Source organism: Pseudomonas sp. MDV22-iso1, from assembly GCF_058145095.1.
This window is the reverse complement of the sequence record NZ_JBYVMF010000033.1, coordinates 18,223-45,059: the sequence shown is the minus strand read 5'-3', so window position 1 is coordinate 45,059 and position 26,837 is coordinate 18,223. Positions and strand designations below refer to the sequence as shown.

At 54.7% G+C, this 26,837-nt stretch carries 22 protein-coding genes; 14 read left to right on the top strand and 8 right to left on the bottom strand.

Annotated features, from left to right (window positions below; genetic code table 11):
• Positions 1-16 precede the first annotated feature (16 nt).
• The gene (locus AC3ZVB_RS26240; RefSeq protein ID WP_490148179.1) at positions 17-661 is read left to right on the top strand and encodes a TetR/AcrR family transcriptional regulator; all 645 of its coding nucleotides are present in this window, start codon (positions 17-19) and stop codon (positions 659-661) included.
• A 360-nt stretch (positions 662-1,021) separates the two neighbouring features.
• On the opposite strand, the gene AC3ZVB_RS26235 is transcribed toward AC3ZVB_RS26240, so the two are convergent.
• Positions 1,022-1,768 (bottom strand): TetR/AcrR family transcriptional regulator, encoded by a 747-nt coding sequence (locus AC3ZVB_RS26235; protein ID WP_490148159.1) that lies wholly within the window; start codon positions 1,766-1,768, stop codon positions 1,022-1,024.
• A gap of 227 nt (positions 1,769-1,995) precedes the next feature.
• Between AC3ZVB_RS26235 and AC3ZVB_RS26230 the strand changes: the two genes are divergently transcribed.
• From AC3ZVB_RS26230 to AC3ZVB_RS26195, 8 genes are all read left to right on the top strand, one after another.
• Positions 1,996-3,246, top strand: a complete 1,251-nt coding sequence (locus AC3ZVB_RS26230) for an alpha/beta hydrolase (protein ID WP_490148158.1) — start codon at positions 1,996-1,998, stop codon at positions 3,244-3,246.
• 18 nt (positions 3,247-3,264) lie between these two features.
• Positions 3,265-4,995, top strand: a complete 1,731-nt coding sequence (locus AC3ZVB_RS26225) for an AMP-binding protein (RefSeq protein ID WP_490148157.1) — start codon at positions 3,265-3,267, stop codon at positions 4,993-4,995.
• A gap of 25 nt (positions 4,996-5,020) precedes the next feature.
• Complete coding sequence (locus AC3ZVB_RS26220) at positions 5,021-5,866, top strand: VOC family protein (protein WP_490148156.1); 846 nt, start codon at positions 5,021-5,023, stop codon at positions 5,864-5,866.
• Complete coding sequence (locus AC3ZVB_RS26215) at positions 5,866-7,017, top strand: FAD-dependent monooxygenase (protein ID WP_490148155.1); 1,152 nt, start codon at positions 5,866-5,868, stop codon at positions 7,015-7,017. The genes AC3ZVB_RS26220 and AC3ZVB_RS26215 overlap by 1 nt, the downstream gene beginning before the upstream one ends.
• Positions 7,014-7,475 (top strand): acyl-CoA thioesterase, encoded by a 462-nt coding sequence (locus tag AC3ZVB_RS26210; protein ID WP_490148154.1) that lies wholly within the window; start codon positions 7,014-7,016, stop codon positions 7,473-7,475. Before AC3ZVB_RS26215 ends, AC3ZVB_RS26210 begins: the two co-directional genes overlap by 4 nt.
• Positions 7,468-8,652, top strand: coding sequence for a thiolase family protein (locus AC3ZVB_RS26205; RefSeq protein WP_490148153.1), 1,185 nt, complete (start codon positions 7,468-7,470; stop codon positions 8,650-8,652). Before AC3ZVB_RS26210 ends, AC3ZVB_RS26205 begins: the two co-directional genes overlap by 8 nt.
• 110 nt (positions 8,653-8,762) lie before the next feature.
• A complete protein-coding gene (locus AC3ZVB_RS26200; RefSeq protein ID WP_490148152.1) occupies positions 8,763-9,695 on the top strand; it encodes an SMP-30/gluconolactonase/LRE family protein in 933 nt (310 codons plus the stop codon).
• Positions 9,696-9,858: 163 nt separating this feature from the next.
• Positions 9,859-11,013, top strand: a complete 1,155-nt coding sequence (locus AC3ZVB_RS26195; RefSeq protein WP_490148151.1) for an OmpP1/FadL family transporter — start codon at positions 9,859-9,861, stop codon at positions 11,011-11,013.
• Positions 11,014-11,100: 87 nt separating this feature from the next.
• On the opposite strand, the gene AC3ZVB_RS26190 is transcribed toward AC3ZVB_RS26195, so the two are convergent.
• The 5 genes from AC3ZVB_RS26190 to AC3ZVB_RS26170 all read right to left on the bottom strand — a co-directional run bounded on the left by AC3ZVB_RS26190 (position 11,101) and on the right by AC3ZVB_RS26170 (position 16,019).
• A complete protein-coding gene (locus tag AC3ZVB_RS26190) occupies positions 11,101-11,985 on the bottom strand; it encodes a LysR family transcriptional regulator (protein ID WP_490148150.1) in 885 nt (294 codons plus the stop codon).
• A gap of 57 nt (positions 11,986-12,042) precedes the next feature.
• Entirely contained in the window at positions 12,043-12,795 is a 753-nt protein-coding gene (locus AC3ZVB_RS26185) for a maleate cis-trans isomerase family protein (RefSeq protein WP_490148149.1), read from the bottom strand.
• Between the two features lie 167 nt (positions 12,796-12,962).
• Positions 12,963-13,982 (bottom strand): SphA family protein, encoded by a 1,020-nt coding sequence (locus AC3ZVB_RS26180; protein WP_490148148.1) that lies wholly within the window; start codon positions 13,980-13,982, stop codon positions 12,963-12,965.
• Positions 13,983-14,195: 213 nt separating this feature from the next.
• Positions 14,196-15,116, bottom strand: coding sequence for a VOC family protein (locus AC3ZVB_RS26175; RefSeq protein WP_490148147.1), 921 nt, complete (start codon positions 15,114-15,116; stop codon positions 14,196-14,198).
• A gap of 69 nt (positions 15,117-15,185) precedes the next feature.
• Positions 15,186-16,019 (bottom strand): fumarylacetoacetate hydrolase family protein, encoded by an 834-nt coding sequence (locus AC3ZVB_RS26170; RefSeq protein ID WP_490148146.1) that lies wholly within the window; start codon positions 16,017-16,019, stop codon positions 15,186-15,188.
• 169 nt (positions 16,020-16,188) lie between these two features.
• On the opposite strand from AC3ZVB_RS26170, the gene AC3ZVB_RS26165 reads away from it, so the two are divergent.
• Positions 16,189-16,902 (top strand): GntR family transcriptional regulator, encoded by a 714-nt coding sequence (locus AC3ZVB_RS26165; RefSeq protein WP_490148145.1) that lies wholly within the window; start codon positions 16,189-16,191, stop codon positions 16,900-16,902.
• Positions 16,903-16,930: 28 nt separating this feature from the next.
• Here AC3ZVB_RS26165 and AC3ZVB_RS26160 read toward each other — a convergent pair whose 3' ends face one another.
• Complete coding sequence (locus tag AC3ZVB_RS26160) at positions 16,931-17,677, bottom strand: TetR/AcrR family transcriptional regulator (RefSeq protein ID WP_490148144.1); 747 nt, start codon at positions 17,675-17,677, stop codon at positions 16,931-16,933.
• A 145-nt stretch (positions 17,678-17,822) separates the two neighbouring features.
• Between AC3ZVB_RS26160 and mhpA the strand changes: the two genes are divergently transcribed.
• Both mhpA and AC3ZVB_RS26150 read left to right on the top strand, forming a co-directional pair.
• Entirely contained in the window at positions 17,823-19,382 is a 1,560-nt protein-coding gene (mhpA, locus tag AC3ZVB_RS26155) for a bifunctional 3-(3-hydroxy-phenyl)propionate/3-hydroxycinnamic acid hydroxylase MhpA (RefSeq protein WP_490148143.1), read from the top strand.
• A gap of 73 nt (positions 19,383-19,455) precedes the next feature.
• Positions 19,456-20,598: an alpha/beta hydrolase family protein gene (locus AC3ZVB_RS26150; RefSeq protein ID WP_490148142.1), complete on the top strand. Its 1,143-nt coding sequence runs from the start codon at positions 19,456-19,458 to the stop codon at positions 20,596-20,598.
• A 410-nt stretch (positions 20,599-21,008) separates the two neighbouring features.
• On the opposite strand, the gene AC3ZVB_RS26145 is transcribed toward AC3ZVB_RS26150, so the two are convergent.
• The gene (locus AC3ZVB_RS26145; protein ID WP_490148141.1) at positions 21,009-22,208 is read right to left on the bottom strand and encodes an EAL domain-containing protein; all 1,200 of its coding nucleotides are present in this window, start codon (positions 22,206-22,208) and stop codon (positions 21,009-21,011) included.
• Between the two features lie 404 nt (positions 22,209-22,612).
• Here AC3ZVB_RS26145 and AC3ZVB_RS26140 point away from each other — a divergent pair, with 404 nt between their 5' ends.
• Entirely contained in the window at positions 22,613-23,284 is a 672-nt protein-coding gene (locus AC3ZVB_RS26140; protein ID WP_490148140.1) for a response regulator, read from the top strand.
• 136 nt (positions 23,285-23,420) lie between these two features.
• Positions 23,421-26,702, top strand: coding sequence for an ATP-binding protein (locus tag AC3ZVB_RS26135; RefSeq protein ID WP_490148139.1), 3,282 nt, complete (start codon positions 23,421-23,423; stop codon positions 26,700-26,702).
• Positions 26,703-26,837 lie beyond the last annotated feature (135 nt).

Genomic DNA, 26,837 nt, shown 5'->3' with positions numbered 1-26,837 from the left:
ACCACCCCAAGACAAGATGGCTGTGCAGGTCGAAATACCTGCACAGCCGCGCAAGGAACCGCGTCAGGCGCGCTCGATTGCGCTGGTCACGGCACTCAAGCAAACCGGTCGGCAGATACTCGAAAGCGAAGGGCGGGACGCCTTGAATGCCATGCGCCTGGCCGAAGATTCCGGCGTGGCGATCAGCTCGATCTACGAATACTTTCCGACGATGGAAGCGTTGATCGCTGCCGTATTTGATGATTATCGATCTGAAGCCCGCAGCGAGTTGTTTGCCGACATCATGGCCTTGCCGCCAGAGGTGACCTTGTTCGACGGCATTTTGCTGGCCTTTCGAGCCGTACTGGCCAGCCACCAGAAGAAGGCGTTGTTCGATTCGGCATTCAGCGTGCGCTCCACTCATTACGATGAGCTGGTGCGGCTGGATGTGGTCAAGGCCAAACAGCTGTGGACCACCACGGCCAGCTCAGCATTGATGACACGTTTCGCTGGCGAGATTCGGGTAGAGAATCGCGAGAAGGCTGAATTTCTGGTCTACCAGACGTTGATGGCGCTGCCTCGGGCAATCCTGCTGGAAAAACCCAGCTATCTCAGTGACGAGGACACCCCCAAGCTGATGGCGCGGATGCTTCACGCGATGCTGACGGACCCTGTGCCCTGACGGTTGGCCAGAACCCGGTGCTTACATGGCGCGGGGTGTGTGCGGGCTTTGTGTAGCAGCTGCCGAAGGCTGCGTTCGCTCCGGGGTCGCGCTCGACCGTAGCAGTCGCTTTCCAGCCCCTTTGGTGTTCGCTTGAAAAGCAGGGCCGCTTCGCGCCCCAACGCAGGCTTCGCCAGCTGCTACAAGGGGGCGGGGTGTGTGCGGGCTTTGTGTAGCAGCTGCCGAAGGCTGCGTTCGACTGCGAAGCGGTCGCTGTTCAGGCGCTGCGGTGTTCGCTTGAAAATCGGGGGCCGCTTCGCGCCTCAACGCAGGCTGGGCCAGCGGCTACCGAACACACCCACAGGCCACGCAAGAACGCTGTCACGCGTCAGCCGGCAGCCCAATCCATTTCTCGAAGCCGTCCAACAGGATCTCGATACCTGCGTCGTACGCAGCCGGACTGTCGAGTGCCGCGAACGGCGCGGCGAGATAGGCCGCGCCAGGAAAGCTGTCCTGGGGGAATTTTGCGACATATCCGCTGATGAAATCGCCGTGGGTCTGGGGCGATTGGCGGTTCTCTTTTTCGGCCGCGATGACCGAGACAAACAGCAGTAACAGGTGATAAACCATGGCGGCCATCGGACCTGGCAGGCCCATGGCTTTGAGGATTCTTCCGACGTGATCGAAATACGCCAGACCGTAATCCACTTCGCCTGACTGCACCCGCTGGAACAGCCTGAATTTGTTTTCCGTGAGGATATAGGTTGCCAGTCCCGGCCAGCGTCCCATCGTTTCCAGCGAGGACAGTGCGAACTGTTCAAGGTCCGTTCGCCACTTGCCTGTCGGCGGAGGCAATCGCTCCAGGCGCTCCTTGAAAGCTGCATTGATGACTGAGCTGATCAATTCATCCCGGCTACCCAGATGATAGTGAACCATGCCCGCAGCCACCCCAAGCTCCTTGCCGATTCTGACCATGCTGACCTCGGTCAGGGATTCGGTTCGGGCAATGTTGATGGCGCACTGGATCATTGCGTCCCGCGAAACATCCTGGCCGCTTTTTGGGCGACGACCGACTCTCTTGGTCGGAGACGCCTTGGCGATAGCAGCTGTTTTGTTTTTCTCAGACATCCGGTCTTTCCCTGGGTTTAATTGATACCGCCTCAGATTATCACCTGTTGCGGGATTTTCTAAACCTAAAACGCTAGGGCATGCCGGATTCTGTTAGTCCGGAATTATTTCCCTGCGGCTAATTGACACCCTCTCAGATTGTGATCTATCTTTGTTTCAGGGTTAATTGAGGCTATCTCAAAAAACGTCTTCAACGGTCCCCTCGGGATCATGCAGGAGGGCACCTGATGCCTAATCCCAATAACAAGAAAGTCGCGGTTACGGCAGGTTTACGCGGCGCGTCCTGGCAAGCAGAGCGAATGACCACGCCGTTCAGCTCGACTCCCACTCCGCTCACGACGCAGGACGGGCAAGGGGCTTTGGGCGTGCTGTTTTCCAGAGGAGGCGAGCGCAAAGTCGTCTTCATCATGCATCCCCGAGAGTTGGTGGTGACCCACTATCTGGTTCCGGATGCTCTGGATGCGGGCTGGGCATGCTGGGTTCAAGGCGCCCGATCCATCGGCAATGATCTGCGACTTGAGCACGAGTTTGCGCTGTATGACGTGGCTGCCGGCATGCGTCACCTGAGAGCGCTGGGCTTCGAGACGATCGTGTTGCTGGGCAACTCCGGTGGTGCTGGCCTGTTCGCTTTTTACAACCAGCAGTCGGTGTGCGCACCGGAAAAACGTATCGGCAAAACACCCGCCGGGCGTGCGACCAGATTCGAGTTTGCAGATTTTCCGGTGGCGGACGGAATCGCCTTGGTATCGCCCCATCCTGGGCAGGGTGTTTTGCTGATGAATTCGCTCGATCCTTCGGTGCTCGATGAGCGGGATCCGTTCTCCGTCGACCCTGAGCTGGACCCCTTCAATGAAGCAAACGGTTTCCGCCTGCCTCCAGACTCAGCAAGCTACAGCGCGGCGTTCATCGACCGCTACCGGGTGGCGCAGCGTCAGCGTGTGGCGCGCATCGATGTGCAGGCCAGGGCGCTGGTTGAGCGGCGCCAGGCAGCTCGCAATCGCTTGAAGTCCACAGGCGCCAAAGAGGACAGGGCGTTGGCAGGGCATAGCCCTATTTTTCAGGTGTGGCGTACTGACGCTGACCTTCGCTGCTGGGATACCTCGCTCGATCCCTCTGACCGTTTTGTGGGGTCCCTGTGGGGTAGTGATCCATTTGTTTCCAACTTGGGCAGTGTCGGTTTCGGACGAATTGTTACCCCGGAGTCATGGCTGTCGACGTGGTCGGGCCTCTCATCCAACGCCTCACTCGACAAGTGCGCCGCTGCCATCGAACAACCGACATTGCTTATTGAATACACCGGGGACAACTGCGTGTTCCCGGCAGATGCAAACAGCATTTACGAGGCAATCCCGGCTTCGAGTAAAGAGCGGCATCGCGTGCGTGGCAACCATCATGGTCAGGCGCTGAACGAGGGTGAGACGTCCGGCCAGATCCTCGCCGGAAACCACTTGGGACGTTGGCTTCAAGACAATTTCTAATAAAAAGAGCGTTCAATCATGACAATTACAAAAAATGAATCCGCTACCTCTTCATACGCTTTGAGTAACGAGAGGGTGAATCGCGTCAAGGCGCCGATCCCTGGGGTTGTCTACCCGAAGCAAAGCGAACTTGACCGTTACGTTGCGCAGGGTGCCCTGGGTTTCGAAACCCTCGTAGACGGGTTTCGTTCAGTTGTTCGTCAGTACCCCGACAATGTCGCTCTGCTGGGGCCGGACCTTCGAATCACTTATCGTGAACTTGATGGACGCTCCACGCGCCTGGCGGCGGCGTTCCTCAAACAGGGCTTGAAGCCTCTGGATCGCGTCATCTTCCAGCTGCGCGACAGCGAACAACTGGTCATTGCCTTTTTTGCCTGCCTCAAGGCCGGGCTGATTCCGATCTGTACGATGGCTGCTCACCGTGAGCGCGAAATCGGCTACCTGGCCGAACTGGGCGAGGCCAGGCTGCACATCGTGCAAGGTGACGACCCGAAATTCGACAGCATTGCGTTCGCCCGCAAGATGCAGGCGTTAACCCCGTCGTTGAACCTGATCATGCAGGTTCGTGGCGAACCGCAAGATGGCGTACTGCACCTGGATTCGCTGATCGCCGATATTGAGCTGGCCGACGCCGAGTCCCTGTTGCAACCCATTGAGCTGGATCCTTTCCAGGTTGCTGTCTTCCAGTTGTCGGGTGGCACCACCGGCGTGCCGAAGATCATTCCGCGTTTCCATAACGAATACCTTTACAACATGCGCAGCGTGGCTGACTGGCTGGGCTTCAAGCCGGACGACACGTTGTTCATGCCGCAACCCATGGTCCATAACCTCAACATGGGGTGCTGTTTCGGTCCGTTCCTGATGACCGGGGGCACGGTCACCGTCACGCCCGATCTCATGCCCGAGACACTCATCTCGCTGATTGCCGCCACCCAGCCGACCTGGTTGATGCTGGGCGGGCCAATCATTGCGCGTCTCGAGTCCGCCATCCAGGAAGGGGACGTCAGCCTGACGAACGCTCGTGGCGTGATCGTGGCCAACAGTGCAGCCAAGTTGCAGAAGCTGTTGGGTGTTCGCACGCACAACATCTTCGGTATCACCGAAGGGATCATCACGCTCACCCACAAGGATGACGCCGACGAAGCACACGACACCACCAACGGTCGTCCGGTATCAGCGTTCGACGAAATCCGCATTCTTGTGCCAGGTACCGAGCAGGACGCCAAGCCGGGAGAAATCGGAGAACCGGCGTTCAAGGGCCCCTACACCATCCACGGTTACTACAACGCCGAAGAGCGTAATCGCGAAACCTTCACCAGCGACGGGTACTACCGCTCCGGGGACCTCATGTACACCAAGGTTATCGACGGCAAGACTTATTACGTCTTCTGCGGTCGCCTCAAGGACCTGGTCAGTCGCGGTGGCGAAAAGATCAACTGCGAAGAAGTGGAAATGGCCGTGTCGGGTCATCCGGCGGTCGCCGCCATCGCGGCAGTGGGTTACCCGGACCCGGTTTTCGACGAGCGCCTGTGCGTGGCGATTGTCTTGCGCGACGGCTTCACCGCACCCACGGTCGCGCAGCTGGGCGAGTTTCTCCAGGACTACGGGTTGGCCAAGTTCAAGTGGCCGGAACGTATAGAGGTGCTGGCGACGTTCCCCCTGAGTGCTTCCGGAAAGCTCAGCAAAGAGAAGCTTCGCGAGATCGTTAAAGAAAACGTCGAGCGCGAGCGGGCTCAACAAGCCAATTGAAACGCCTTTCAGAGGAGTAGTTCACATGACTGTAAAACAGCCTGTTCTAAAAGGCGTCCACCATAGCGCCAGGCCCACCTGGAAGCTGCGTGAAACGGTGGAATTCTATCGGGACAAACTGGGCCTGCCGTTGGTACATGCCATCTCGGCGCGGGCCTGGGGGCCAGCCAATCACCCGGACTTCCTGCACTTCTTTTTTGACAGTGGCAACCACAGCACCATCGCGTTTTTCTACTACATCAATACCGAACAACCGGATTTCACACAGCCGGTGGACGATTACCGCTTCGAGGCAACCCACACAGCATGGCGCGTGGACACTCGCGAGGAATTGCTTGAATGGCGTGATCGCCTCGAGCGCCACGACATCCCGCTGATCTTTCAGATCCGGCACGAGTTGATCGAGTCGATCTACTTCAACGATCCAAACGGGTACTACCTGGAAATCACCATCCAGGAACGTCCGATGAACGCTCTCGACGCTGAAGATGCGACCCGTACGTTAGAGTCAGCGATGTCCAGGGAAGATGCGCACCTGAGCGGTGGAGTGCCTTTCAGCTGCATCGATCAGGTCTGGCTGGACAAGGCTGACGGGATCGCGCCAGACAATACCGATCAAGTCGTGTTGTACGTGCTCGATGCGCCCGAGTTCGCGCCGCTGGTGGACGCTGCCCGGCAGAACGCCGAATACGGTCTGGAGCGTCTCGAAAATGGCTACTGGAAAATCAGCGCCCAGGATGCCTTGGTGTTCGAGCGCAAGAAGCTGGGCTTTGTCCCGGCGCTGTGGAATGCCGCGCTGACCGGTGGTTTTGTGGGTGAAGTCACTGAGTTCGATCGCTATCGGCTGCAAATCAGCCCGGGAGCACGCTGATGAAAGTGGCGATTGTGGGCGGTGGTCCGTCGGGTCTGTATCTGGCCTTGTTGCTCAAGCGCAGCGAGCCGCAGTGGGTCGTCGAAGTTGTCGAGCAGAATGCGGCGGATGCCACTTTCGGTTTTGGTGTCGTGCTGGCAGATACCGGGCTTCAGCAACTGCGCGATGCCGATGCCGGCTCCTACGATGCGTTGTCCGCGGCCATTCGTCAGCACCAGCATCAGGTCATCGTGCAGGCGGAAACGCCCATCGGTTTCCGCCTGCCGGTCAAAGGTGGCGCGATTCCCCGGCTCACGCTGTTGCAGATACTTGAGCAGCATGCAGAACAGGCCGGCGTGGTCATTCATTACCGTGAGCGCATCGACAGCACCGAAGATCTGGCCCGCCTGGGCTTGCAGGACGCCGATGTGGTGGTGGGCGCCGACGGGATCAATTCGGTGATTCGCCGGGAGTTCGAGCAGGGCTTCGGCACCACGACCCAGACGCTGGGCAATCACTTTGCCTGGTACGGCACGCCGAAGGTCTTCGACGCTTCGGCACTGGTCTTTCGCAAGTATGAGGGCGGTCATTTTGTAGCGCATTACTACGCCTACAGCGATGAGATGAGCACCTTCGTCGCCGAGTGTGACGATGCGACCTGGGCGCGTCTGAACCTGGGTAGCCTGAGCGAGGAACAGCGCCAGACGCTCATGGAGAAAATTTTTGCGCCTGAGCTTGAGGGTGCGCCGCTGATCAGCGGTAACGCGCGTGTGGTTTGGCGTCAGTTCCCGGTGATCCGCAATGAACACTGGACCCACGGCCGCCATGTACTGGTGGGTGATGCGTTGGCGAGCGCGCATTTCTCCATTGGCTCCGGCACTCGTATCGCGATGAACGACTCCATCGCGTTGGCCAACGCGCTTCTGGCAAGTAACGGTGACGCTCTGGCAGGACTCGACGCCTATGAAAATACGCACCGGTCCAGCAAGCAGAAGCTTATCAGCGCCTCCGAGCGTTCCTACCTCTGGTACGAGCGCATGGGGCAGTGGATGGACAATTACTCGCCTGAGGAATTCGTCTATCAGTTCATGACTCGCACTGGCCGGGTGAATGAGCAGCGTCTGCGCGAACAATACCCCGAACTGATGGTTCGCTTGGGGCGTGCGAAATGAACGAGAGCACCGAGTTCGTCATCGCCCGACAGCCCTTCACGGTGCGGCGCACAGTGCGTTGGGTTGACTGTGATCCGGCCGGGGTCGCTTATACCGGCCGTTATACCGATTACCTGATTGGCGCTGTCATGCATTTCTATGCGCACATCGGCTGGGGGCCGGAATCAGAAAACGGCGGTAATGGAGGGCTGGCCTGCAAGCATATGTCTCTGACGTTTCACAAGAGTCTGCCGCCGGGCTCTATTGTCGACATGCGTATTCAAGTCGGGGAAATCCGCGGACGAACTTTCGACCTGCATGTGCAGGCGTTTTTGCCTGATGGCCAGCTGGCGTTCGAAGGCGTCTTCTCGCCCATCTGCATAGCGCCTGATGAGAGGCGCAGCCTGTCGTTACCTCAGGCATTGCGTGAGGTCTTGGGCGCGCACCAAAGGGCAGGGGCCGGAGGCGATCATGCGTGAAGCCGTGATCGTTTCCACCGCGCGGACCCCCATTGGCAAGGCGACAAGGGGTTCGCTGAACAACATCAAATCGCCGACGTTGATGGGGCATGCCCTGCGTTATGCGGTGGAGCGGGCGGGTATCGATCCGGCACTGATCGAAGATGTGGTGATCGGGACCGTTCTGGGCGCTGGCACTGCCGGGTCGAACCTGGCCCGTCATGCCGTGTTCGCCGCCGGTCTGCCGCTCTCGGTTAGCGCGATGACACTCGATCGCCAATGCTCGTCCGGGCTCATGGCGATCGCAACAGCCGCCAGGCAAATCGTTCACGACGGCATGCAGGTTGTTGCGGCGGGAGGGCAGGAAAACATCTCGGCCGTGCAGGCGCAGTATTTCCAGTGGGTCGCTGACGAACTGGATCCTGCGGTCCTGCAGGCAGTGCCTCATGCCTGCATGCCGATGCTGCAAACGGCAGAACACGTCGCGCTGAAGTACGGCATCTCCAGGGAGGCGCAGGACCAATACGCGCTGACCTCGCAACAGCGCACTGCCAACGCACAGGCGCATGGCCGCTTGCGCGAGGAGATTGTGCCGGTCAACGCCTTGCAACGTTTCGTCGACAAGGTGTCGGGCGCGATCAGCCTGCAACCGGTCTTGCTGGAGCGCGACGAAGGCAACAGGCCGAACACCACGCTCGAGAGCCTGTCGCGTCTTGAACCGGTAATTGCCGGCGGCAGTGTCACAGCGGGCAATGCCAGCCAATTATCCGACGGCGCCAGCGCGTGCGTGCTCATGGACAGCCGTCTTGCCATAGAACTTGGCATAACGCCACTGGGTCTCTATCGCGGGATGGCGGTTGCCGGGGTGGCGCCGGAAGAAATGGGCATCGGCCCGCTGTTTGCCATCCCCAAGCTGCTCAAACAGCACGGACTACGGGTTCAGGACATCGACCTCTGGGAGCTGAACGAAGCATTCGCCTGTCAGGCTCTCTATTGCCAGCAACAACTGGGTATCGATCCTGAACTGTGCAATGTCAACGGCGGTGCCATCTCCATCGGGCACCCCTATGGCATGACCGGGGCGCGCCAGGTCGGCCATGTCCTGATCGAAGGTCAGCGCCGAAAAGCGCGCTACGCCGTGGTGTCGATGTGTGTCGGTGGCGGGATGGGCGCTGCGGGGTTGTTCGAAATCGTCTGACCTGCCAAGTCGGCGAGTTTCCTGAGGTGGATTTTTGCGTGCATGAAGAATGCCGTGGACCTGCACGGTGAACCTGAAAACACTATCCAACAACAAAGGTGGTATGCGACATGTCCTCACAACAACAAGAATACAAAGTGGAAACGCTGGCCAGCGGTCTGTTCTTCGGTGAAGGCACGCGTTGGAGAGGAGGCAAGTTGTATGTCTCCGACATGCTGGGCAAAAAGGTCTACACCATCGACGCGGCAGGCAACAAAACCGTTATCGCCGAGCAGCCGCACAAGCCTAATGGCATGGGTTTCCTGCCCAATGGCGACCTCATTCTCAGCTCGATGCACGAGACCAAACTGTACCGCTACCTGCCCGACGCACCGGTTGGCAACAACCTGGAATTGTATGCAGACCTGTCCAGCCTGTTCACCGGTTACATCGGTGACATGGTGATCGATGACAACGGACGCATCTACGTCGACGACGTCGGCGCACGTGTCTTCGAAGGCGAAGGGCTGAAACCTGGCCGTATCGTCGTCGTAGAGCCCGATCGGACGATTTCGGTGGGGCTTGAGGATTGCCAGTTTCCGAACGGCATCGTGATCACGCCGGACAAGAAGCGAATCGTGTTCGCTGAGACCTTCCTCGAGCAGCTGACAACGGTCGACATCGTCGACGGGAAACTGGTGAACCGACGGGTCTTCCTGGACATGACAACAATCTTCGCCAGCGAAGAGGATCGAGCCCAAAAACGGGGTTGCGTGGACGGCATTACCATCGACGCCGAGGGCGGTATCTGGCTGAGCGTTTTGCGAACTGGAACGTACGTGCGCGTCGACAGTGAAGGGAACGTCACGGACCGGGTACATGTTCCAGGCCATGAAGCGGTGGCCTGCACCTTGGGCGGTGAGGACGGCAAGACCCTGTTCATGTCTGCCACCCGGCTCAAAGGCAATCACAAGACCATTTTCGAGGCCATGGTCGCACTGGATGTTGAAACCACGATCTTCACCACTCGTGTTGCAGTGGGCCGTGGTGACGGGCGTCCATAAACACCTGTGATTGCCAAGGGGCAGTGTTGCGAACTACCCCGCTCTAAAACCTTGAATCGTGTCCAACGGCGCCCGCCCTCAAGCAGGTGTTGCGGGTTCGGCTTGTCCGACGCAAGGCCACGGACATTGACCTGTTCACAATAAAAATAAGGAATCAGGGGTCATGAAAAAGTTGTTTGGACTCGTCCTTGCGAGTGCGATGGTTCTATCGGCCCGTGTTGAGGCTTCCAATGGTGATCAGTACGCAGGTTATGGTACTCAGGCCATGGGTATGGGAGGCGCGTCCATTGCCAACCCCACGGATTCAACGGCCGCTATCAACAACCCGGCCGGCATGGGCGCAGTCGGAACCAGGGTCGACGGCAGCCTGATGGCAACGGCTGGACAATTACGCTCCAATGTTCACGGCTCGAAAAACAGCGACGACGTCCTGGTGTTCCTCCCGGGCTTTGGCGTGAACTATCAATACAGCCAAGACATCACGCTTGGACTCGCGGTCTCCGGTTACGGCGCCGGGGTCGACTACGGAAAACCTATCCCGGCCTTCGGTACATCGAACGTCAAATCAACGCTGGCTCAGATGCTGATTTCCCCGACAGCCACGTATGAGTTTGCGCCAGGTCACTACTTTGGATTGTCGGTGAAGCTTGGTTATGAAAGCTTGATGTTGAATGGTCTGGAGAACTTTGGCGCGACCAACGACACCGATCATGCATTGGGAGTGGGTGTGGGGGTCGGCTATCTGGGGACCGTCGCACCAGGACTCAGGGTCGGCGTTACCTACTCATCCCCCGTATGGTTCCAGAAACTGGATGCGCACGAAGACATCATCCCTGATGGGCGTTTGAACGCGCCGCAACAGGCGGGTGCGGGACTGGCCTATGACATGGGCGACTGGACGTTCGCCTTTGACTACGTCTGGATCAACTGGGCCAGCCAGAAGACGTTCTCCAACTCTCTGACGCAAGGGGGCGCGCCGGGTGCCGGTAATGGTCCGGGGTTTGGCTGGCGTGACCAGAATATTTTCCGGTTCGGGGTCAATTACACAGTCAACGAGCGCCTGCAGGTCCGTACCGGTTTGTCGCTGGCCAACCACCAGGTGCCTGATGGTGAAGCGACATTGATTGCCGTGGCGCCATGCAACCAACCCAAAAGCGCCCATCTCGGCCTGACGTACCAGGTCAATGACGACATTGAGGTCACCGGGGCCTATATGTACGACTTCCGTCATATCACCAAAGGGACCGGCGCCAGTGAAGGAACCGAGGCGGGAGGGGAGTTGCACATGCTGGCTGTGGGAGTTGGCTACACGTTCTGAGGTAATACATGCCAGTGTCCGGCGCCACCTGCGCCGGACATTTTTTCTTTACGGTCTTTCTGGATGGTCCGCTGTATTCGTGAGGACTTATTGCCCTTTGAGCAAGTGCTCCAGGAACAATCTGGCAGCACCCGACAAAGCCTCTTGCGACCTCACACACACGCAGAGCTCCCGAGCCGCCCAGGTCTCATCCAGGCTTATCACCGTCGCCCCGTCCATCTTGTAAAGCTGCGCACTTCCGGCAGGCATGATGCCAATGCCTAATCCGGCCTGAACCATCAGGCACAGCGCATCGTAGCTGGAAACTTCCATGCGTATTTTCAGCGAGCGCCCCAAGTCGTTGGCCGCTTTGATCAACTGAAAATTGAGGTGGGTGCCGCTGCGCAACGCGATGTATTCGTGCTCGAGGGTTTCACTGAACTTGACGGATGAGTGCTCAGCCAGTGGATTGCCATTGGGCACCAGCAGCACCAGCCGATCCGTGCGAAAAGGGAAGACCTCAATGTCGGCGCCATGGGGCAGGCGCGTGAAAATACCGATATCGGCCTGGTTCTCCGCCACGTTTTTTATCACGGCCAGGCTGGTTTTTTCTTCGAGGCTGACGTTAATCAGTGGGTACAGATCCATGAACGACCTGATCAGATCGGGCAGGAATTGGGTCATGGCGGAAATGTTCGTCACAACGTTCACCGAGCCACGGCGCCCGTGAGAGTAGTCGCGCATCTGCACGACAATCTCATTGAGGTTGTTGAGCGCACTGCGCGCCATGTACAGCAGTGACAGACCGGCGTCGGTCGGGGTGATGCCCTTGTTGGTGCGGTTGAGCAGTTTCGAATCGAGCAGCTCCTCCAGCTCGCTGAGCCGCTTGCTGACCGCCGCCGCCGCGATGTGCTCGCGCTTGGCGGCAGCCGCAATGGTGCCTTCTTCGACGACGCTGACGAAGAGGCGCAACGAGACCGGATCGAGTTTCATGGGAGGTACCGGATAGCTGATCTGAACGGCCAGCATAGTACCTTCATATTCACGCGCTCAAAATGCCCCGGACAACAGGTGGCCGGCATTAGGCACCCTGGCTTCGAGGCCGAGGGTTTTCAGTATCTGGTAGGCAGTCGCGACGGCGGCTGACAGCACGGGTTTGTCGAGACGATCCTGCACCACCTGAATGGCTGGCAGCGAAGGCATCTGCACACAGCACGACAGCACCACACCATCAGCTTGGCCGATATTCAGCTTGTCAGCGTGGGCCACAAGATTCATCGGGTCCAGACGACCGACTTCAAGGTTATCGGACACCTCCAGGCTGATGGAGTCGACCACCTCAATACCGGCGGCCTCGATGTAGTCGATGACCTGCTGAGTCAGCGGTTTCATGTAAGGCGTAATGATCGAGATTTTCTTGTAGTCGAGCATGTTCAGGCTGTCGATCAGCGCGCCGGCGGAGCTGAGCACCGAAGCATTCGACCGGTTAGCAGCAACCGTTTTGCCCAGGCGATCCTGCGAGACTTTGTGATAGCCCGGACCCTGACACATGATCGCGACCAAGCACGCGTAAGCCATGACATCCACCCTTGCGTCACTCAGTTCCAGCGCACATCGATCGCTGTCGATGTCCATTTTTTTCAACTCCTCGGCGCTGACATGCATCATGCGCATGCGTGAGGAGTGGAAGGTGAAGTGCTCTTCGGGAAACAGTGAGTAACGCGAAGTCAGCATCGCCGGGATCTCGGTTTCCATTGTGGTGTTTGAGCTGGGTACGATTTGGCCGATTCGGAAGTTTTTCATGGAGCGCCCTCTGTAGTGATGCTGAGTGCAATCGATTGTAGGAACAGGGAATGGCCTCGTACATCAAGCATTTACGAGCCTGCCATCGCGTATGGCGATGGCAGGGGAGGCGGTATGAGTCGGTGCCAGAGGGGGGGATGCGGGACGGGTTGGAGAGCTGTCTTCCTCTATAGCGGGAAAGCGAATTGCACCCAGAACTTATCGCCCTCGGCACGGTTTTCTACGGCGAACTCATGCTGGTACTTGGCGACCAGCGCGACAGCAGGCGTAATGTTGTAGCGAACCTGCGGTCCGATAGCGGCTGATTGCCCCCTGAAACCATCCTGGTAAGTGTGCCCATCCAGCTTGTCATCGGTGACCTGCTTGGAGTAAAAGCCCTGGATACCCACCTGCCATTTCTCGTTCAGTGAATACCCCGCCATACCTTCGGCGCTCAGCACGGTACCGGACTGATAGTTAGTGTCGTGATTCTTGGTGTAGAACTCAGCGGTGAACGCTGTGGAGACTTCAACTTTCGGCGTGGGAAACCAGGTGGACATGATGGTTGGCATGAAGGCCAGGTGGTTCTGCCCGGGGTTGGCCAGCCGGTTTTTGTCGTACGCACCCGTAGGCAGCGCCATATCAAAAGGCGCGAGGAATGTATAAAAGTTGTGGGCGTCATTTGTATAACCGAACATCAAAGGATGGACGATCATGTCCCCAATATCGTTTTTCGATTGCCTCATCCCTCCTGCAGCGATCTCTGTATGGAAAATCGGCAGAATGACACCACTCGCCAGCGAAAACGGCCCAAGGGTTTCAGTCCAGGTGTGGACGATCCGAGGCGCATCGACAATCACTTCTGCGTGAAACTTCGGCACCGAGCTGTTTCGATTGGAGTCATTGAATTGCTCTGCTCGGTAGTATTGGAAATAGTTATAGAAGTATGTTTGGCCAGGGGCTGGAAGCAGGCCGTTAAGCGCTGTATTAACACCCACTGGAAAGTTTGTGACGCCATTCTCAGTGGCCATTGCAACATGAGTACTCATTGCAGAAAGAAATACGCATGAAGCCATCAAGCCATGATTCGCTTTAGACATTGTCAGGGTACCGTTTTTATTTTTGTAATATGGCTCACCTTGATTCGTGTGCGCCTGTTCTGTTGCCTTTAATTCACACAGGTTTGAAGAGCTAGCATTGGTTTTCACCGTCCGAATACCCAGAGCGCTTGCCTTGGTTATTCGTAGCGTCGTAACAGACTGAAAACACAAGCTCAGAGAGAATCGCACCAGGCATTTTTGCAATGATGTTCAGCATCTTTAATTCTCTTGTTGTTATAAGCAATGGTCGGGCGATACTGTGCATCCCGCTATCTAAAGGGCGGCATGTAATATTTAAGTATTGTCTGGTTCCGTCTCGAATTAGTTTTCGAATGGCTCCGGCGCTGATTCAGTATTCAGTACGAAGTATTCGGGAACAGCAGGTCCCCATAAATACAAAGAATTTTCCGGAGGGAAATCGCCAGCCGGCCAATGGCTTCCGGCGTCGATAAAGTCCATGTCTGCCGAGTATTCGCAGAAGGAGCCCCAAGGGTCGCGGACGTAATGGAAGTAGTTCGAGCCCAAGCAGTGACGCCCGGTCCCCCAGCCCTCGCGGTAGCCAGCATCAGCCATCTGCTCAGCGCCGTTGCCAACGTCGTTGACGCTGTCCACTTCCCAGGCCGCGTGATGGAATCCCTTGGTGTTGCTTTTGCAGAATGCGACCAGATGATGGTCACAGCCATGTTGAGCATGCGTGGAAGCAATCAAATCCTGGGAATGGTCGGAAAGGTGCAAGCCTAAGGCTTGCTCATAGAACCTCAGTGCGCGTGGCACGTCAGGGCTGAATAGCAGCACATGGGATAAACGTCGCGGCCGAACCGGAGTGACTTCGTCGCGGGTGCACGCACCACGCACAGTGCTCTGCGCAGGTACCACTGCGTGCTTGTGATCGGGCATGTGTTTGGTGCCGACCTTTACCTGTAAGAGGTTGTTTTCAGGGTCGCGGAACCAAAACCCCTCACCGTCGCCTGGTTCGAAGCGAGCGCCAGCGGCTTCGGCCTGTTGACGCAGGCATGCATAGTCTTCCTGGAAGCAATTGAAACTGAGGTAGGCAAGGTGCTTGCGTGAGTCCGGTAAAACACGTGCCCAACAATGACCATCGGCCGCCGCCAATTCCAACCCGTCGGAGGTTTCTTTTACCTCCAGCCCGAAGCTGGAAAAAAACGTCCGCGCGACGTCCAGTGACGGTACGAAAAGCGCGTAATGATCGATCGAATGCACACCACAGGTCGTGATACTCATGATCGCCTCCATTTTTTTGTTATCGAAGCCTCGGAGTGGGAGACTTCGATCAGGACAGGATTATTCGGTTCAGGCTTCGTCTACAACCGGATTAACCAGCGTGCCGATGCCTTCGATAGACACTTCCACCAGGTCGCCGGCTTTCAAGTACACCTTGGGATCCATACCGAAGCCGACACCGGCTGGAGTACCACTGACGATCACATCACCGGCTTCAAGTGTCACTGCTTCGCTGAGTGTGGAAATAATGGTCGCCACATCGAAAAGCATGTCTTTGGTATTGGCCGACTGGACGATTTTGCCGTTCACCCGAGTCTGCAGCAGCAGGCCCTTGCCTCCGGCAGGCAGCTCATCAGCAGTCACCAGGTCGGGGCCGAAAGCGCCGGTGTCATCGAAGTTCTTGCCGACGGTCCACTGCGGTGATTTGAACTGGTATTCCCGCACAGAGCCCTCATTGAACAGAGCGTACCCTGCAACGTGGTTCAGCGCTTGCTCCTTGGTGATGTGCCGCCCACCACTCTTAAGCACTACAGCCATCTCGCCTTCGTAATCCAGTGTGTCGGAAATACGCGGACGAATCAGTGGTTTGTTGTGGGCGGTAAGGCTGCTGTTAAAGCGCGGGAACAAGGTCGGGTAGTCCGGTTGCGCATAGGGCGACTCTTTTGTGTGATCGGCATAGTTCAAACCTACGCAAATGATCTTTCCTGGCTTGCTCATCAGTGGCAAGTATTCCTGCTCGCCTATTTCCACCAAGGGGCCTTGTGCCTTAGATCCGTACGATTCGAGATCTACGCCGCGCTCAAGGAGCGACTCCAGTGTTTCCTCCCCGACGATCCTCACGCCTTCACTGGTGCGAACGCCAAGTACAGGACGGTTGTGGTGTGTGAAGCGAACGTAGCGCATGGAACTGACCTCATTTTTTGTCTTGTGGGCAACCGCCAGGCAAGCGGTATGTGCCACTTAAGCTAATCCTGAGAAAATATAACGTCAACAGAAAAATATATTTTATCGGTGAATGTCATAAAATCCTGTTGATGTAACATACGGAAGAATCATCAACCGCCGGTCACCCATGAACCTCATAGAAAACACGCCAGAACAACCCGAGGTCGTTGAAAAGCGCACGATGGCTTCGCAGCTTGAAGCCAGGGTCCGACAAGACATAATCAACGGTCGTTTGGCGCCGGGTAGCCGTTTGCGTCTTAAGGAATTGGCCAGCCAATATGACGCGGGAGTCATCCCGCTGCGTGAAGCTTTGTCACGTTTGGCGGCGAGCGGCTTTGTCTACGCGGAGGATCAGAAGGGCTTCAAGGTGGGCAGTATTTCTGCTGAGGAGATTCGCGACATCACGCGCACCCGTCTCTTGATCGAATGCGAGATATTGGTGGAGTCCATCCGCTATGGGGACGTCGAATGGGAAAGCAATCTGATAGCCGCTCACCATCGCCTCCTTCGACTGCCCATCGTCGAAGGCCCCGACCGTTTGATGAAGCCGGAGTGGGATAAGGCTCACGAGGCTTTCCACCTCGCGCTGATTGCCGGCTGCCGATCACCCTGGTTGCTGCGCTTGTCGCATATGCTGCGTGACCAGACTTCGCGCTACCGAATGCTTTCTGTGCATTATCAGAACGGCACGCGTGACATCCCTGGGGAGCATACGGCCTTGCTGGACGCCGCCCTCAAACGAGACACCGCCAAAGCGTGCGATGTCTTGACGCAGCACTATGAAGCCACCATGAGGAGTGTCGTTGATAACGCGGCGCTCAAACTCAATGGATCTGCCTGACCGGCACTTGCCAGCAACGACCTGAGACTCAAGCGCTGGGCTTGGCGTCGTCGTGGTCCTGGAGGTCGGGAAGGGGAGTGCGAGCCAACTCTGCAGCTTCCGCCCCGGGAACTCCATACATCCGAAGCATCAGTTCGATCATTTCGAACACGGCCTCATGCCCCGCGCGCCCCTCCAGAATTCGCCGTGTTACCGACACCAGCGAGCTCAATGTAATGCTGATGGCACTCTCAAGGCTGTTCTGGCAATCAAAGCGTTTGGCTTCAATGCCACGCAGGATGTCGCTCCTGCCTCGATCCCGGAAAGTTTCCTCGTTTTGACGAAGACTGAATTCAGCGTGGATCACAAACCAGCCCCAAACAGGGTCTGCCAATGCGCGTTCGATGTAGGTTCGCTGGATGAAGACAATCACCTTCGCGGGGTCTTCGATAGTGCTGCTTATCTGGTCGAAGGTCTTGCCCAGTTCTTCGGCGCGTCTAGCGAATACTGCCTTGGCAACCTCTTCCTTGGTTTTGAAGTGGTTGTAGAACGTCCCCACCGATAATTCGGCCTCCTCGACGATTTCCTGGATCGTCGCCCCCTCAACACCTTTGCTGGACATAACGGCCTCGGCCGAATTGATCAGTCGCAAGCGTGTGCGTTGCCGAACCCGGCTCTGTTTCACCTCGGTTTCGTCGTCTAGAGCAGGCGGCGTTGCAACGCTTTGCCGTCTCGAGGTTATACGGTTGTCGGAGGTGAGCGTGTTCCTGGGTGCCTCTGTTGATAGCTTCGCCATGGGAGGTTCCTGATCGAGGAGCGGCAGTATATCTAGAAATCCGGGTACTTGAGGGGGCAAAAAAACTGAGGTAGTATTCATTAACTGAAGCATGATTCACAAATGAACGCATCCTCAATAAAAGAATAATTCTATAGGTAGCACCATGGTTGAAACAATTTTTGATGTGGTTCAAATCGGCTATGGCCCTGTCGGTCAAGTGCTTGCCGCGCAGCTTGGCAAGCGTGGACGCAGTGTTGCTGTATATGAACGCCATCCTTCGTTGTATGCCCTGCCGCGCGCAGGCCATTTCGATCACGAGATCATGCGCATATTCCAATCGATGGGATGTGCAGAAGAGATTGAGGTTGATGCTTTCCCTGCGACTAAATACCAATGGCGCAATGCCGAGGGTGAGCTGCTGATCAGCTTCGACTGGGATCAAGTCGGTGTGTCAGGCTGGATGTCGGACTACCTCATGTACCAACCCCACATTGAAAATGCGATCCATCGTGCAGTCGATAATTGTCCGTCCGTCAGCATTAATCACGGCTGGGAAGCGATTGATATCGACCTCCGTGACGATCATGTCGAAGTCACGTTTGAGCAGCCATCGACGGGTGAGCGCAGAACGGTAAAAGCACGCTATTTGGTCGGTGCGGATGGTGCCAACAGTTTCGTGCGCAGGCATCTGGATTTGCCCTGGACTGATCTTGGATTTAACGAGAGCTGGGTCGTCCTGGATTTCAAGCAGAAGCGCCCGCTGGAATTCGAATTCGACAATGGGCAGATCTGCGATCCCAAGCGGCCGCTATGCCTGTTCCAGCTTGGCAAATCTCATCGCCGTTTCGAATACATGGTGATGCCCGGTGAGTCTCGCGATGAACTACTCACACCCGAACATGCCTGGAAGGTGATCGAGCCGTGGATTACGCAGGATGATGCGCAATTGATTCGGCAGGTGATTTACACCTTCAAGTCGGGGCTGGCCGGCCGCTGGTCCAAAGGCCGGGCATTTTTGGTCGGGGATGCGGCGCACTTGATGCCCCCATTTCTTGGGCAAGGGATGTGTTCAGGGGTGCGGGATGCGATGAACCTGGCCTGGAAGCTGGACCTGGTGCTCTCCGGCAAAGTCGCCCCAGAACTCCTCGAAAGTTATGAGCCGGAGCGATCCCCCCACATTAAGGAAATCATTGATCTGGCAGTACAGGTGGGCAACATCTCATGCATGGTTGACCCTGAAGAAGTGGCGCGTCGAGACAAGGCGTTCCGCGACGGTGATGTCCCGCCACCGCCACCCTTTCCCATTCTCAGAGCGGGCCTGATTGACACCGCAACCGATGCCCATCCTGTGTCCGGTCAACTTGGACCTCAAGGTCAACTCGAGTTGGATGGCGTCAGCAAACGTAGCGATGACATTCATGGAACAGGCTGGCAAGTGATATGCGACTTCGACGCTTATGAAGTGTTGGACGAATCCTCGTCCAGGTTGCTTGAGCAACTGTCCATCCAGGTTATTCATCCACTCGTCAAAAGCGCTGACGCCGATGGCCAGGGAAGCGTGATCGATCTCAATGGAAGCTACCGCGATTACTTCTCAAAAAATCAGGTTCGGGCTGTCATCGTCCGACCGGACTTTTATGTATTTGGTGGTGTAAGCGACGCGTGTGCGTTGAACACGCTGTTTGCTCGTCTCGGGGCCGGTCTGGGTCATCTGGCAGGTTGACCACTACCTCACCAATAAACCATCGCATGCCGGTTGAAAGCCGGCATCGGTCACGAAGTCAGAGAGGTAGAACATGTCAGTAACCTATCTAGAGCCACTTCTAGGGCACGGTAGCGCCAACGCGGGCCAAGAGGCGCTGCAAAAAGACAATGAACGTCATGCCCGGGCGATGCCCATGCAGAGATTACTCGGTGGCGGGATGGAATACGCAGATGCGGTTGCTCTGCATGAAATGGGCGAGCGTGATGTTTCTTGGGTTGACGCGGCTTGTGCACTGGCCCAAAGACACCTTGAGAACGCAAAGAGGGCTCAGACCGAGGGCATGTCAGCGACCGCAATGGCCGAGTACCGCTTTGCATCGGCATGTTTTCGCTTTGGCCACAGCGCAATCTTTACCGACACAGTAGAGAAACGTGACATTTACAGGCATATGGTCTCAGCCTTCGCTGATGCTGCAAGACTGGATCGGCTCTATGTGGAAAAGGTCTCCTTTCCACACAGCCATGGAGCTCTTTGTGGTTGGCTCATTCAACCGGATGCAACCGGACGCTGGCCTCTGGTCATTTGCCTGGGCGGGTTCGACGGTTGGCGAGAAGAGTATTTCACGGGCGCTCAATATCTCGCCGACCGGGGGATCGCCATACTTCTGCTGGATGGACCAGGACAAGGCGAGACCCGGCTGTTCCACAAACTCTATTTAGACGTCGATTTCACATCGGCCATTTCCAAGGTCATCGACCATTTGGAGGCGCAGGACCAGTTTTCGTCATATAGCGTTTGGGGCAATAGCATGGGAGGGTTCCTTGCTGCGGCTTGCGCTATTGCCGACCAGCGCATAAAGGCTTGCTGCGTCAACGGCGGCACTACACACCCCTCTGAGATTCTTGAGCGTTTCCCTCGATTCACCAGCAAGGTCCAGGCGATTCTCGGTGTATCTGACCCGGAACTGGCAAGAGAAAAACTGAGCCAGTTCAGCATCGTTGGGTCTGAACAACAGCTTTCTTGCCCATTGCTGCAATTGCATGGTGAGCCGGACCAGATATTCCTTTTGGAAAATGCCCGGCGAATACACGATGGCGCAAGCAGCGAGGATAAAACCCTGATTATCTGGCGGGACGGTGATCACTGTATCTACAACCATACCCACGAAAAATATTGTCAATTAGCGGATTGGTTTGTGAAACAACTCCGTCTGCCAGCTGGATCCCATATATAACGCTGCTGAGCAGGTCGATGTCAGGTATGCCGGTCGACGTGTTTTCCCATGCAGGCGATGAAGATGCGTCTGGATTGCCACGGTATCTCAGTATGAACGGTGGATTCGCCGTCGATGAGTGGAGTGTATGGTCTCTGAGACAGGAATTTGAGACGAGGCTGTCTTCCATGATAACGAGGCTCACGGGGCAATCTGGAACGCATGTCAGTTTTAACGTTTCTGCAGAAGAGGCCGCCACGGCGATTCGAAAGAATCCCAATGTGTTCAGCATTTTTTCTATCGAGTACCGGTGCATGTGTATTTTGTCTGCGATCAGAATGCGCATACGCTTACCCATCATCTTGTCACCCTGGTGTAGAGCGTTACACCGTTGAGCTATCGCCTCTTACAGGCTAGGTAAAAGAACTGACTCAGTCCGCTTCGCAGCGTTGCTCGGCAACGTCGCTATTGATTTTTATATAGTTTACAAAACTCTCTAACGGCATCGGCGTTGCGAAGTAATAGCCCTGTGCGATATCAACGCCTAACTTGCAAATACGCTCGTAGTCCTCTTTTGTTTCAATGCCTTCAGCAATGACTTTCAGTCCCAGGTTATGCGCGAGCGCAACGGTGCTTTGAAGCAGCTTGCTGCCTGCCACGCTGGACCTGGCTCTATGGATAAAACCCCTGTCAATTTTTAATTTATTGAAAGGCGTCGTCGCCAGGCGCTCCATGGAGGAGAAACCTGTACCGAAGTCGTCAATGGCACAATGAAAACCGCGTAGCCTTAGCTGGGCAACAGCACCTGCCAGCGACAACTCGGAACGTTGGGAATGTGACTCGGTAATTTCAACGGTTAACTGCTGGGGGTTAAGGGCGGACCGTCGAAAAAAGTCTGCCAGGTGTTCCGACCAGTCCACTGAACTGGCGACATCCGCGCAAACATTAACGGCGAGATTCAAGGCTGAGCCCTGTAGTCGATGAAGAGTAGTAGCAGCGTTCGTGAGCATTATCTGCCATAAAGCTTCACGCTGTCGGGATGTTTTAAGCACCGTGAATATATCGAGCGGGCCCAATACGAAATGCTCTTTATAGTTCCAGCGCGCTAATACTTCAGCGCCGTAGATCCTTCCCGTAGCCACATTAATCTGGGGTTGATAATACGAAATTATCTGTTCCAGGCAGCCATTCGCGGACACGTGATCAAGCTGCGCAGAGTGTGCCAGCGATAGATCGATGAGCGGCTTGTCTGTTGGGATAACAGATAACATCTTTCTTTCGATTTCCTGGGTTACGGAAGAAAGACCGTTCAATAGCGTCACTGAGATTTTTTTGTGCACGGCATGGGCTTTTACCGCATCAACAATACACGGGGTGGGCATCTGAATAATGAGTAACTGAGCGTCCGAACCAATGGCAGCCAAAGCGTCTATGACCTGAACTCCCGTTATTTCAACAAGAGTGGAGTCTAAGATAATGCTGTTCCAGGGATACCTTATTAAAGATTCCAGTGCATGGTTGCCCGTATCTGAATGACAAAGGCAATCAGGAACAGAGGCTCTAAGCAAACCTGCAATACTCCCGCGGAGTAAGGGGTTATTAGAAATAACCAGCACGCGAAGGTTTTTCACAGTATAGATCCGCCGATAATAAGGCCAATATCAATTCAATTCACGCTGTGCGGTTCAGCTAGCGTGACTGGCAACGTTTTCCAATACTGCCCCACGAGCCATGTTTATTGAATTGCCAGAAGTCTTATTTTGTTATGCGGTGCTGTCCTATATTTTACCTGTTATTAAATGTCCCGGAGTAATCAATAAGACAGATAGGCATAACAAAAAAGTTTGGCTGGATAGGACAAATCCTAGTGCAATATAGGACAGGTCGATAGTTGTTATTAGGTGTTCAGGAGATGTGCTCGCGGCCGATGTTATCTACTATCGCTGCAGGGTTTGTAAGGTAAGCAAGTCCGACTGATCCTCTGCTGAAAGTTAACGTGATGTCATGTCCATTAGAAAGTAATCGAGGCGAGTGTATGTGCAATAATCAACAGCAGGCGCAACCAATAAATATTGTTGTTGCTGATGATCACCCCGTGGTCGTCATGGGCGTGAGCAAGATGATTAACGAGTTAGATAGTTTTCATGTGGTCGCGACAGCGACAACTATTTCACAGCTGTTTAACAGGCTGTCCGAATCCCATTGCGATGTTTTAGTGTGCGACTATTCCTTTGAAAATGATTCTGAGCCCGATGGGCTGCTTTTACTTGAGAAGGTGCGACGGTTGTACCCAGGTGTAAAAATAATACTACTGACCGCCCATGATGATCTTGTCATTGTACAGCGCGCTTTAAAAGTAGGGGTCTCAGGTTTTCTAAGCAAGTCGAGCAACGATGCGTCAGTCATTTCCAGCGTCATTGCGCGTGTCTATGGGGGAGAAAAATACCTTGATCCGTTGACTTCGAAAGTAATGCTTCAGCATATGATATCGAGTGATATTTCATCCCCGACGTTACTGACGTCTCAGCTTACCGCCAGGGAGTTGGAAGTCGTTCGAATGTTTTCAAGAGGGATGTCGGTCACTGATATTGCTCAGCACACCGATCGCAGTGTCAAGACAATTAGCACTCAAAAAAAACAAGCAATGTTGAAGTTGGGTGCTTGTAACGATATAGAACTGGTAACTGCGTTTAGCAAACTTTTTTGAGTATGCTGGCGAGGGAAACGCTGTGAGCATTTCAAAATATATTCAACGATCCAGGTCTCTTAGTTCTCCGACAAGCGTACTGTCACATCCCGATTTATCAGTTCGGTATTCAAGGCGATTATTGTTTGTGGGCGGTGTGGCCGCCACCATCACTGTGGTGGCGATTTTTTCTGTTAGCGGTACCATGTTGCTTATCGATTTTTTTCAAGATCGAACGAACGTGTTTGAACATCTTCGCGATAAAGTAAAAACAAATGTTGAACGCAATCAAGGGCGTTTGAAACAAGCCGTCGAATCATATGAGCTATTGCAGCATGTTCACCAATATGCAGGAAATGCTCAAGAATGCAGTGACAAAGAACCAGGGCATGAACCTGTCATTGACGTGGCAGGCCGTGCACTCACAGTAACACCGGCGATGATTTTTTCGTTTCTAAATTACGACATCGCTAATAGAGATGTCACAGGTGATCCACACATCACGCGGGAACTGTCCTCGGCATCTTTGTTGCACTATCGGGATGTTGGTTACTCCTTAAGTGGCTTTGTATATTCTGCCGATCGTAAGCTGCTGGCATTATCTCCGCCATTGAGCGTCGAGCAAATGAGTAATCTCAAAAATTACGGAGTTGTCAATTACGTGGACTTTACCATTGATATGGTTGAGGCGGAGTTGTCGAAATTATCACCGGATTTTATACGGCAGAATCGAGTTGTCTGGTTGCCTATTTATAAATCTCCCGTCACCAGTGAGTTGATCGGGCACTATGCAGCGCCTGTTTATTGTGGCCAGAAGCGCATAGCCGTTATCGTGGCAACGTTTCCTGTTGATAAGTTTTCAGTGCTCTTTCAAGACACTGAGTATCAGCCCGGTTTTTTTTTACTGTCGCGAAATTTCGGTCATGTGCTGGGGGGGAGAGGGGATCCTGCCGAAGACAAGCTTGCGAGGTTGGCGCTAAAGTACAAAGCTGATTTTGATAAAGCAGGGCGAGAGACGGTAGTTTTACGTCGCGGCGGAATTTTTATCTATTCCAAACTGATACCGGGGCCTGACTGGGTCGCCATCTATGTATTCGATTGGTATGCAGTGGCGAGTGCTCTGAAAAAACCGCTTATCAATAGCACTGTCTTAATGTTCTTGATACTTTCTGCTCTGTGGGGTTTTATTTTATTTTTTGACAGGCACTTTTTAACTCCCTTGACGGCACAAGCCCGAATCATCTATGACAGCGATGAATTTAACCGAGTGGTGCTAAACACAGCCCCAGTCGCACTGACCATTTATGAGCCGACAAACGACATCGTTGTCCTTCAAAACAGGCAAGCAATAAAACTGTTAGAGTTATCATCTGAAGGGGAAAGTTTATATAAGCGCGTACTCCTGGAAGACGATTTCTGGAGTGACTCTGACTGCGTGGAGCGTGGACCTTTCGGTGCAGGCGAGGTGCGCGAATTTGAAGTTGATATTCAGGATGACAAGGGTAGGCGTCGCGAAATTTCGGTAACGTACTCAAGGGCACGTTACAAACAAGTCGCCGTCGTGCTACTCGGAATGACTGACATCAGCGAACAAAAATCCACCATGCGCTACCTGCAAAAAGCGAAAGAAGCTGCTGATAATGCGAATAGTGCGAAATCCATGTTTTTGGCCACCATGAGCCACGAAATACGTACGCCTTTGCATGGGGCGCTAGGCAATCTGGAATTACTCGCCCTTGAGCGACTTACCCGCAATCAAAGAGGCAGGGTATCCACCATTCACCACGCTTTCGACTCATTGCTTGCGCTCGTCAATGACGTGTTGGACCTGTCCAAAATTGAAGCTCAGGAGTTCAAATTGAACACTGAGCTCTTCCTCCTGAGTGAGGTCATCGAACGGTGCGCTCGAACATTTTCTCCCGCCATTTTGCAAAAGCGCTTACGTTTTCTTTGTCTGATAGATCCCCGACTCGGTGGCTCATGGCGCGGCGACGCCAAGAGACTCTCCCAAGTGTTGATGAATCTACTAAGCAACGCCCAAAAATTCACTGAGCATGGCTCCATCACCCTCAGAGTGACATTGGGTAAAGTGGAGGATGATGGGCAGTGGGTACATATTTCCGTAAGCGACGCCGGTATCGGGATCTCGCAGGAAGGCCTTGAAAACCTGTTTGAACCTTTCGCGCAAGCTGATCAGACCATCGGGGGGCGTTTCGGCGGTACCGGACTGGGGTTGGCATTGTGCCGCCGGATTACAAGCTTGATGGGTGGACACATCTCTGTTGATAGCGAACTGGGCGAGGGTTCCATATTCAAAGTCGATTTACCCCTCAAGCCGGAAGGTGCGATAAGTACGGAGCCGGCCGAGCCAGCGTTCAAGCGTTTCGATACAGTGGTGCTTGTCTGTGATTCGCCGCTGTGGGAGTTGAGCCTGGTCGAGCACATAAGCTTCTGGTTTCCTGACGTGAAGATCATAGCCAGCAGCGGCTCGAGCGAACCAGCGATTAACAACCAAGCGGCCATCTTGGTTCTGGCTATTTCAGGAAACTCAAAACCTGACTGGTGCGATACTTTGCGTAATCGTTACGTAGACGTTGTCAATGTTTCTGCTGACGGCCCGCTTTACCCGGAGCGCCGGGAGGAGGTTTTGTGTGTTACTTCGTTCTCGACATCAATGTTGAAGCTGGCGTTGTTAGCATGCACCGAATTTGAGAACTTAGACGAACTAACTCCCCTTCATACATTCAGTTCAGCCGTCTCGCGAAACGCACGAGTACTGGTCGCCGAAGATGATGCTTTATGTCGAAAGTTGCTACAGTGCCAGTTGAATGCGTTGGGTTATCATAACGTCGATTGCGTCACCGATGGTGCGCAGGCGTTAGATAAGTGCCGTGTCAGTGACTATGAAGTTGTTATTACCGATCTCGGTATGCCGATAATGGATGGCTATACCTTTCTCAAAAAGCTTCGAATTGAAGGTATAGGTACTCCGGTCATAATAAGTACAGCAGATGTGGGGGAAGAGGCCTGCTCGTCTTACAATTTCGAAGTGCTGTATAAACCCACGACTATGGAGCAATTGAGCCTGCTGTTGGAAAAAGTCTTGGGTGATTTCGGGGCAGTGAGTGAATTGAAAACCTTTGGGCCATTACCAGCGACGACGCTGGTCGAATTACAAACATTGTTTTCGATTGAGTGGGAGGCTGATGCGAATTCACTGCGTGATGCGTCAAACACCCGCGACCCGAAACGACTTATGGGGTTACTTCATCGTTTGAAAGGCGCTCTATTGGTGCTCAATGAGCCTGCGGCCGCCGGAATGTGTGATGAACTGCGAGTGTGTTTAGAGACGCATGATATGGCCTCGGCGTGGTCGAAAGTCAACGATTTGATCGATAAAGTATCTTTTATTGTAGATAACTACGAATCACAATCTTGAACGACTGATCAGTGTCCCAGTAATTGCAGGTGTGCCTTTCGATAAGTTTGATAGGGCTCAGTCTGCGCTCGCAGCGGTGAATGTGATCATTCATATTTAGCGAGCGCGGGCTGAGAGGGTGATTATGAAAGGTTT

Bases quoted from the DNA above. Each gene is read 5' to 3' on its own strand.
- AC3ZVB_RS26240 (WP_490148179.1), top strand. From the start codon at position 17: ATGGCTGTGCAGGTCGAAATACCTGCACAGCCGCGCAAGGAACCGCGT.
- AC3ZVB_RS26235 (WP_490148159.1), bottom strand. From the start codon at position 1,768: ATGTCTGAGAAAAACAAAACAGCTGCTATCGCCAAGGCGTCTCCGACC.
- AC3ZVB_RS26230 (WP_490148158.1), top strand. From the start codon at position 1,996: ATGCCTAATCCCAATAACAAGAAAGTCGCGGTTACGGCAGGTTTACGC.
- AC3ZVB_RS26225 (WP_490148157.1), top strand. From the start codon at position 3,265: ATGACAATTACAAAAAATGAATCCGCTACCTCTTCATACGCTTTGAGT.
- AC3ZVB_RS26220 (WP_490148156.1), top strand. From the start codon at position 5,021: ATGACTGTAAAACAGCCTGTTCTAAAAGGCGTCCACCATAGCGCCAGG.
- AC3ZVB_RS26215 (WP_490148155.1), top strand. From the start codon at position 5,866: ATGAAAGTGGCGATTGTGGGCGGTGGTCCGTCGGGTCTGTATCTGGCC.
- AC3ZVB_RS26210 (WP_490148154.1), top strand. From the start codon at position 7,014: ATGAACGAGAGCACCGAGTTCGTCATCGCCCGACAGCCCTTCACGGTG.
- AC3ZVB_RS26205 (WP_490148153.1), top strand. From the start codon at position 7,468: ATGCGTGAAGCCGTGATCGTTTCCACCGCGCGGACCCCCATTGGCAAG.
- AC3ZVB_RS26200 (WP_490148152.1), top strand. From the start codon at position 8,763: ATGTCCTCACAACAACAAGAATACAAAGTGGAAACGCTGGCCAGCGGT.
- AC3ZVB_RS26195 (WP_490148151.1), top strand. From the start codon at position 9,859: ATGAAAAAGTTGTTTGGACTCGTCCTTGCGAGTGCGATGGTTCTATCG.
- AC3ZVB_RS26190 (WP_490148150.1), bottom strand. From the start codon at position 11,985: ATGAAACTCGATCCGGTCTCGTTGCGCCTCTTCGTCAGCGTCGTCGAA.
- AC3ZVB_RS26185 (WP_490148149.1), bottom strand. From the start codon at position 12,795: ATGAAAAACTTCCGAATCGGCCAAATCGTACCCAGCTCAAACACCACA.
- AC3ZVB_RS26175 (WP_490148147.1), bottom strand. From the start codon at position 15,116: ATGAGTATCACGACCTGTGGTGTGCATTCGATCGATCATTACGCGCTT.
- AC3ZVB_RS26170 (WP_490148146.1), bottom strand. From the start codon at position 16,019: ATGCGCTACGTTCGCTTCACACACCACAACCGTCCTGTACTTGGCGTT.
- AC3ZVB_RS26165 (WP_490148145.1), top strand. From the start codon at position 16,189: ATGAACCTCATAGAAAACACGCCAGAACAACCCGAGGTCGTTGAAAAG.
- AC3ZVB_RS26160 (WP_490148144.1), bottom strand. From the start codon at position 17,677: ATGGCGAAGCTATCAACAGAGGCACCCAGGAACACGCTCACCTCCGAC.
- mhpA (WP_490148143.1), top strand. From the start codon at position 17,823: ATGGTTGAAACAATTTTTGATGTGGTTCAAATCGGCTATGGCCCTGTC.
- AC3ZVB_RS26150 (WP_490148142.1), top strand. From the start codon at position 19,456: ATGTCAGTAACCTATCTAGAGCCACTTCTAGGGCACGGTAGCGCCAAC.
- AC3ZVB_RS26140 (WP_490148140.1), top strand. From the start codon at position 22,613: ATGTGCAATAATCAACAGCAGGCGCAACCAATAAATATTGTTGTTGCT.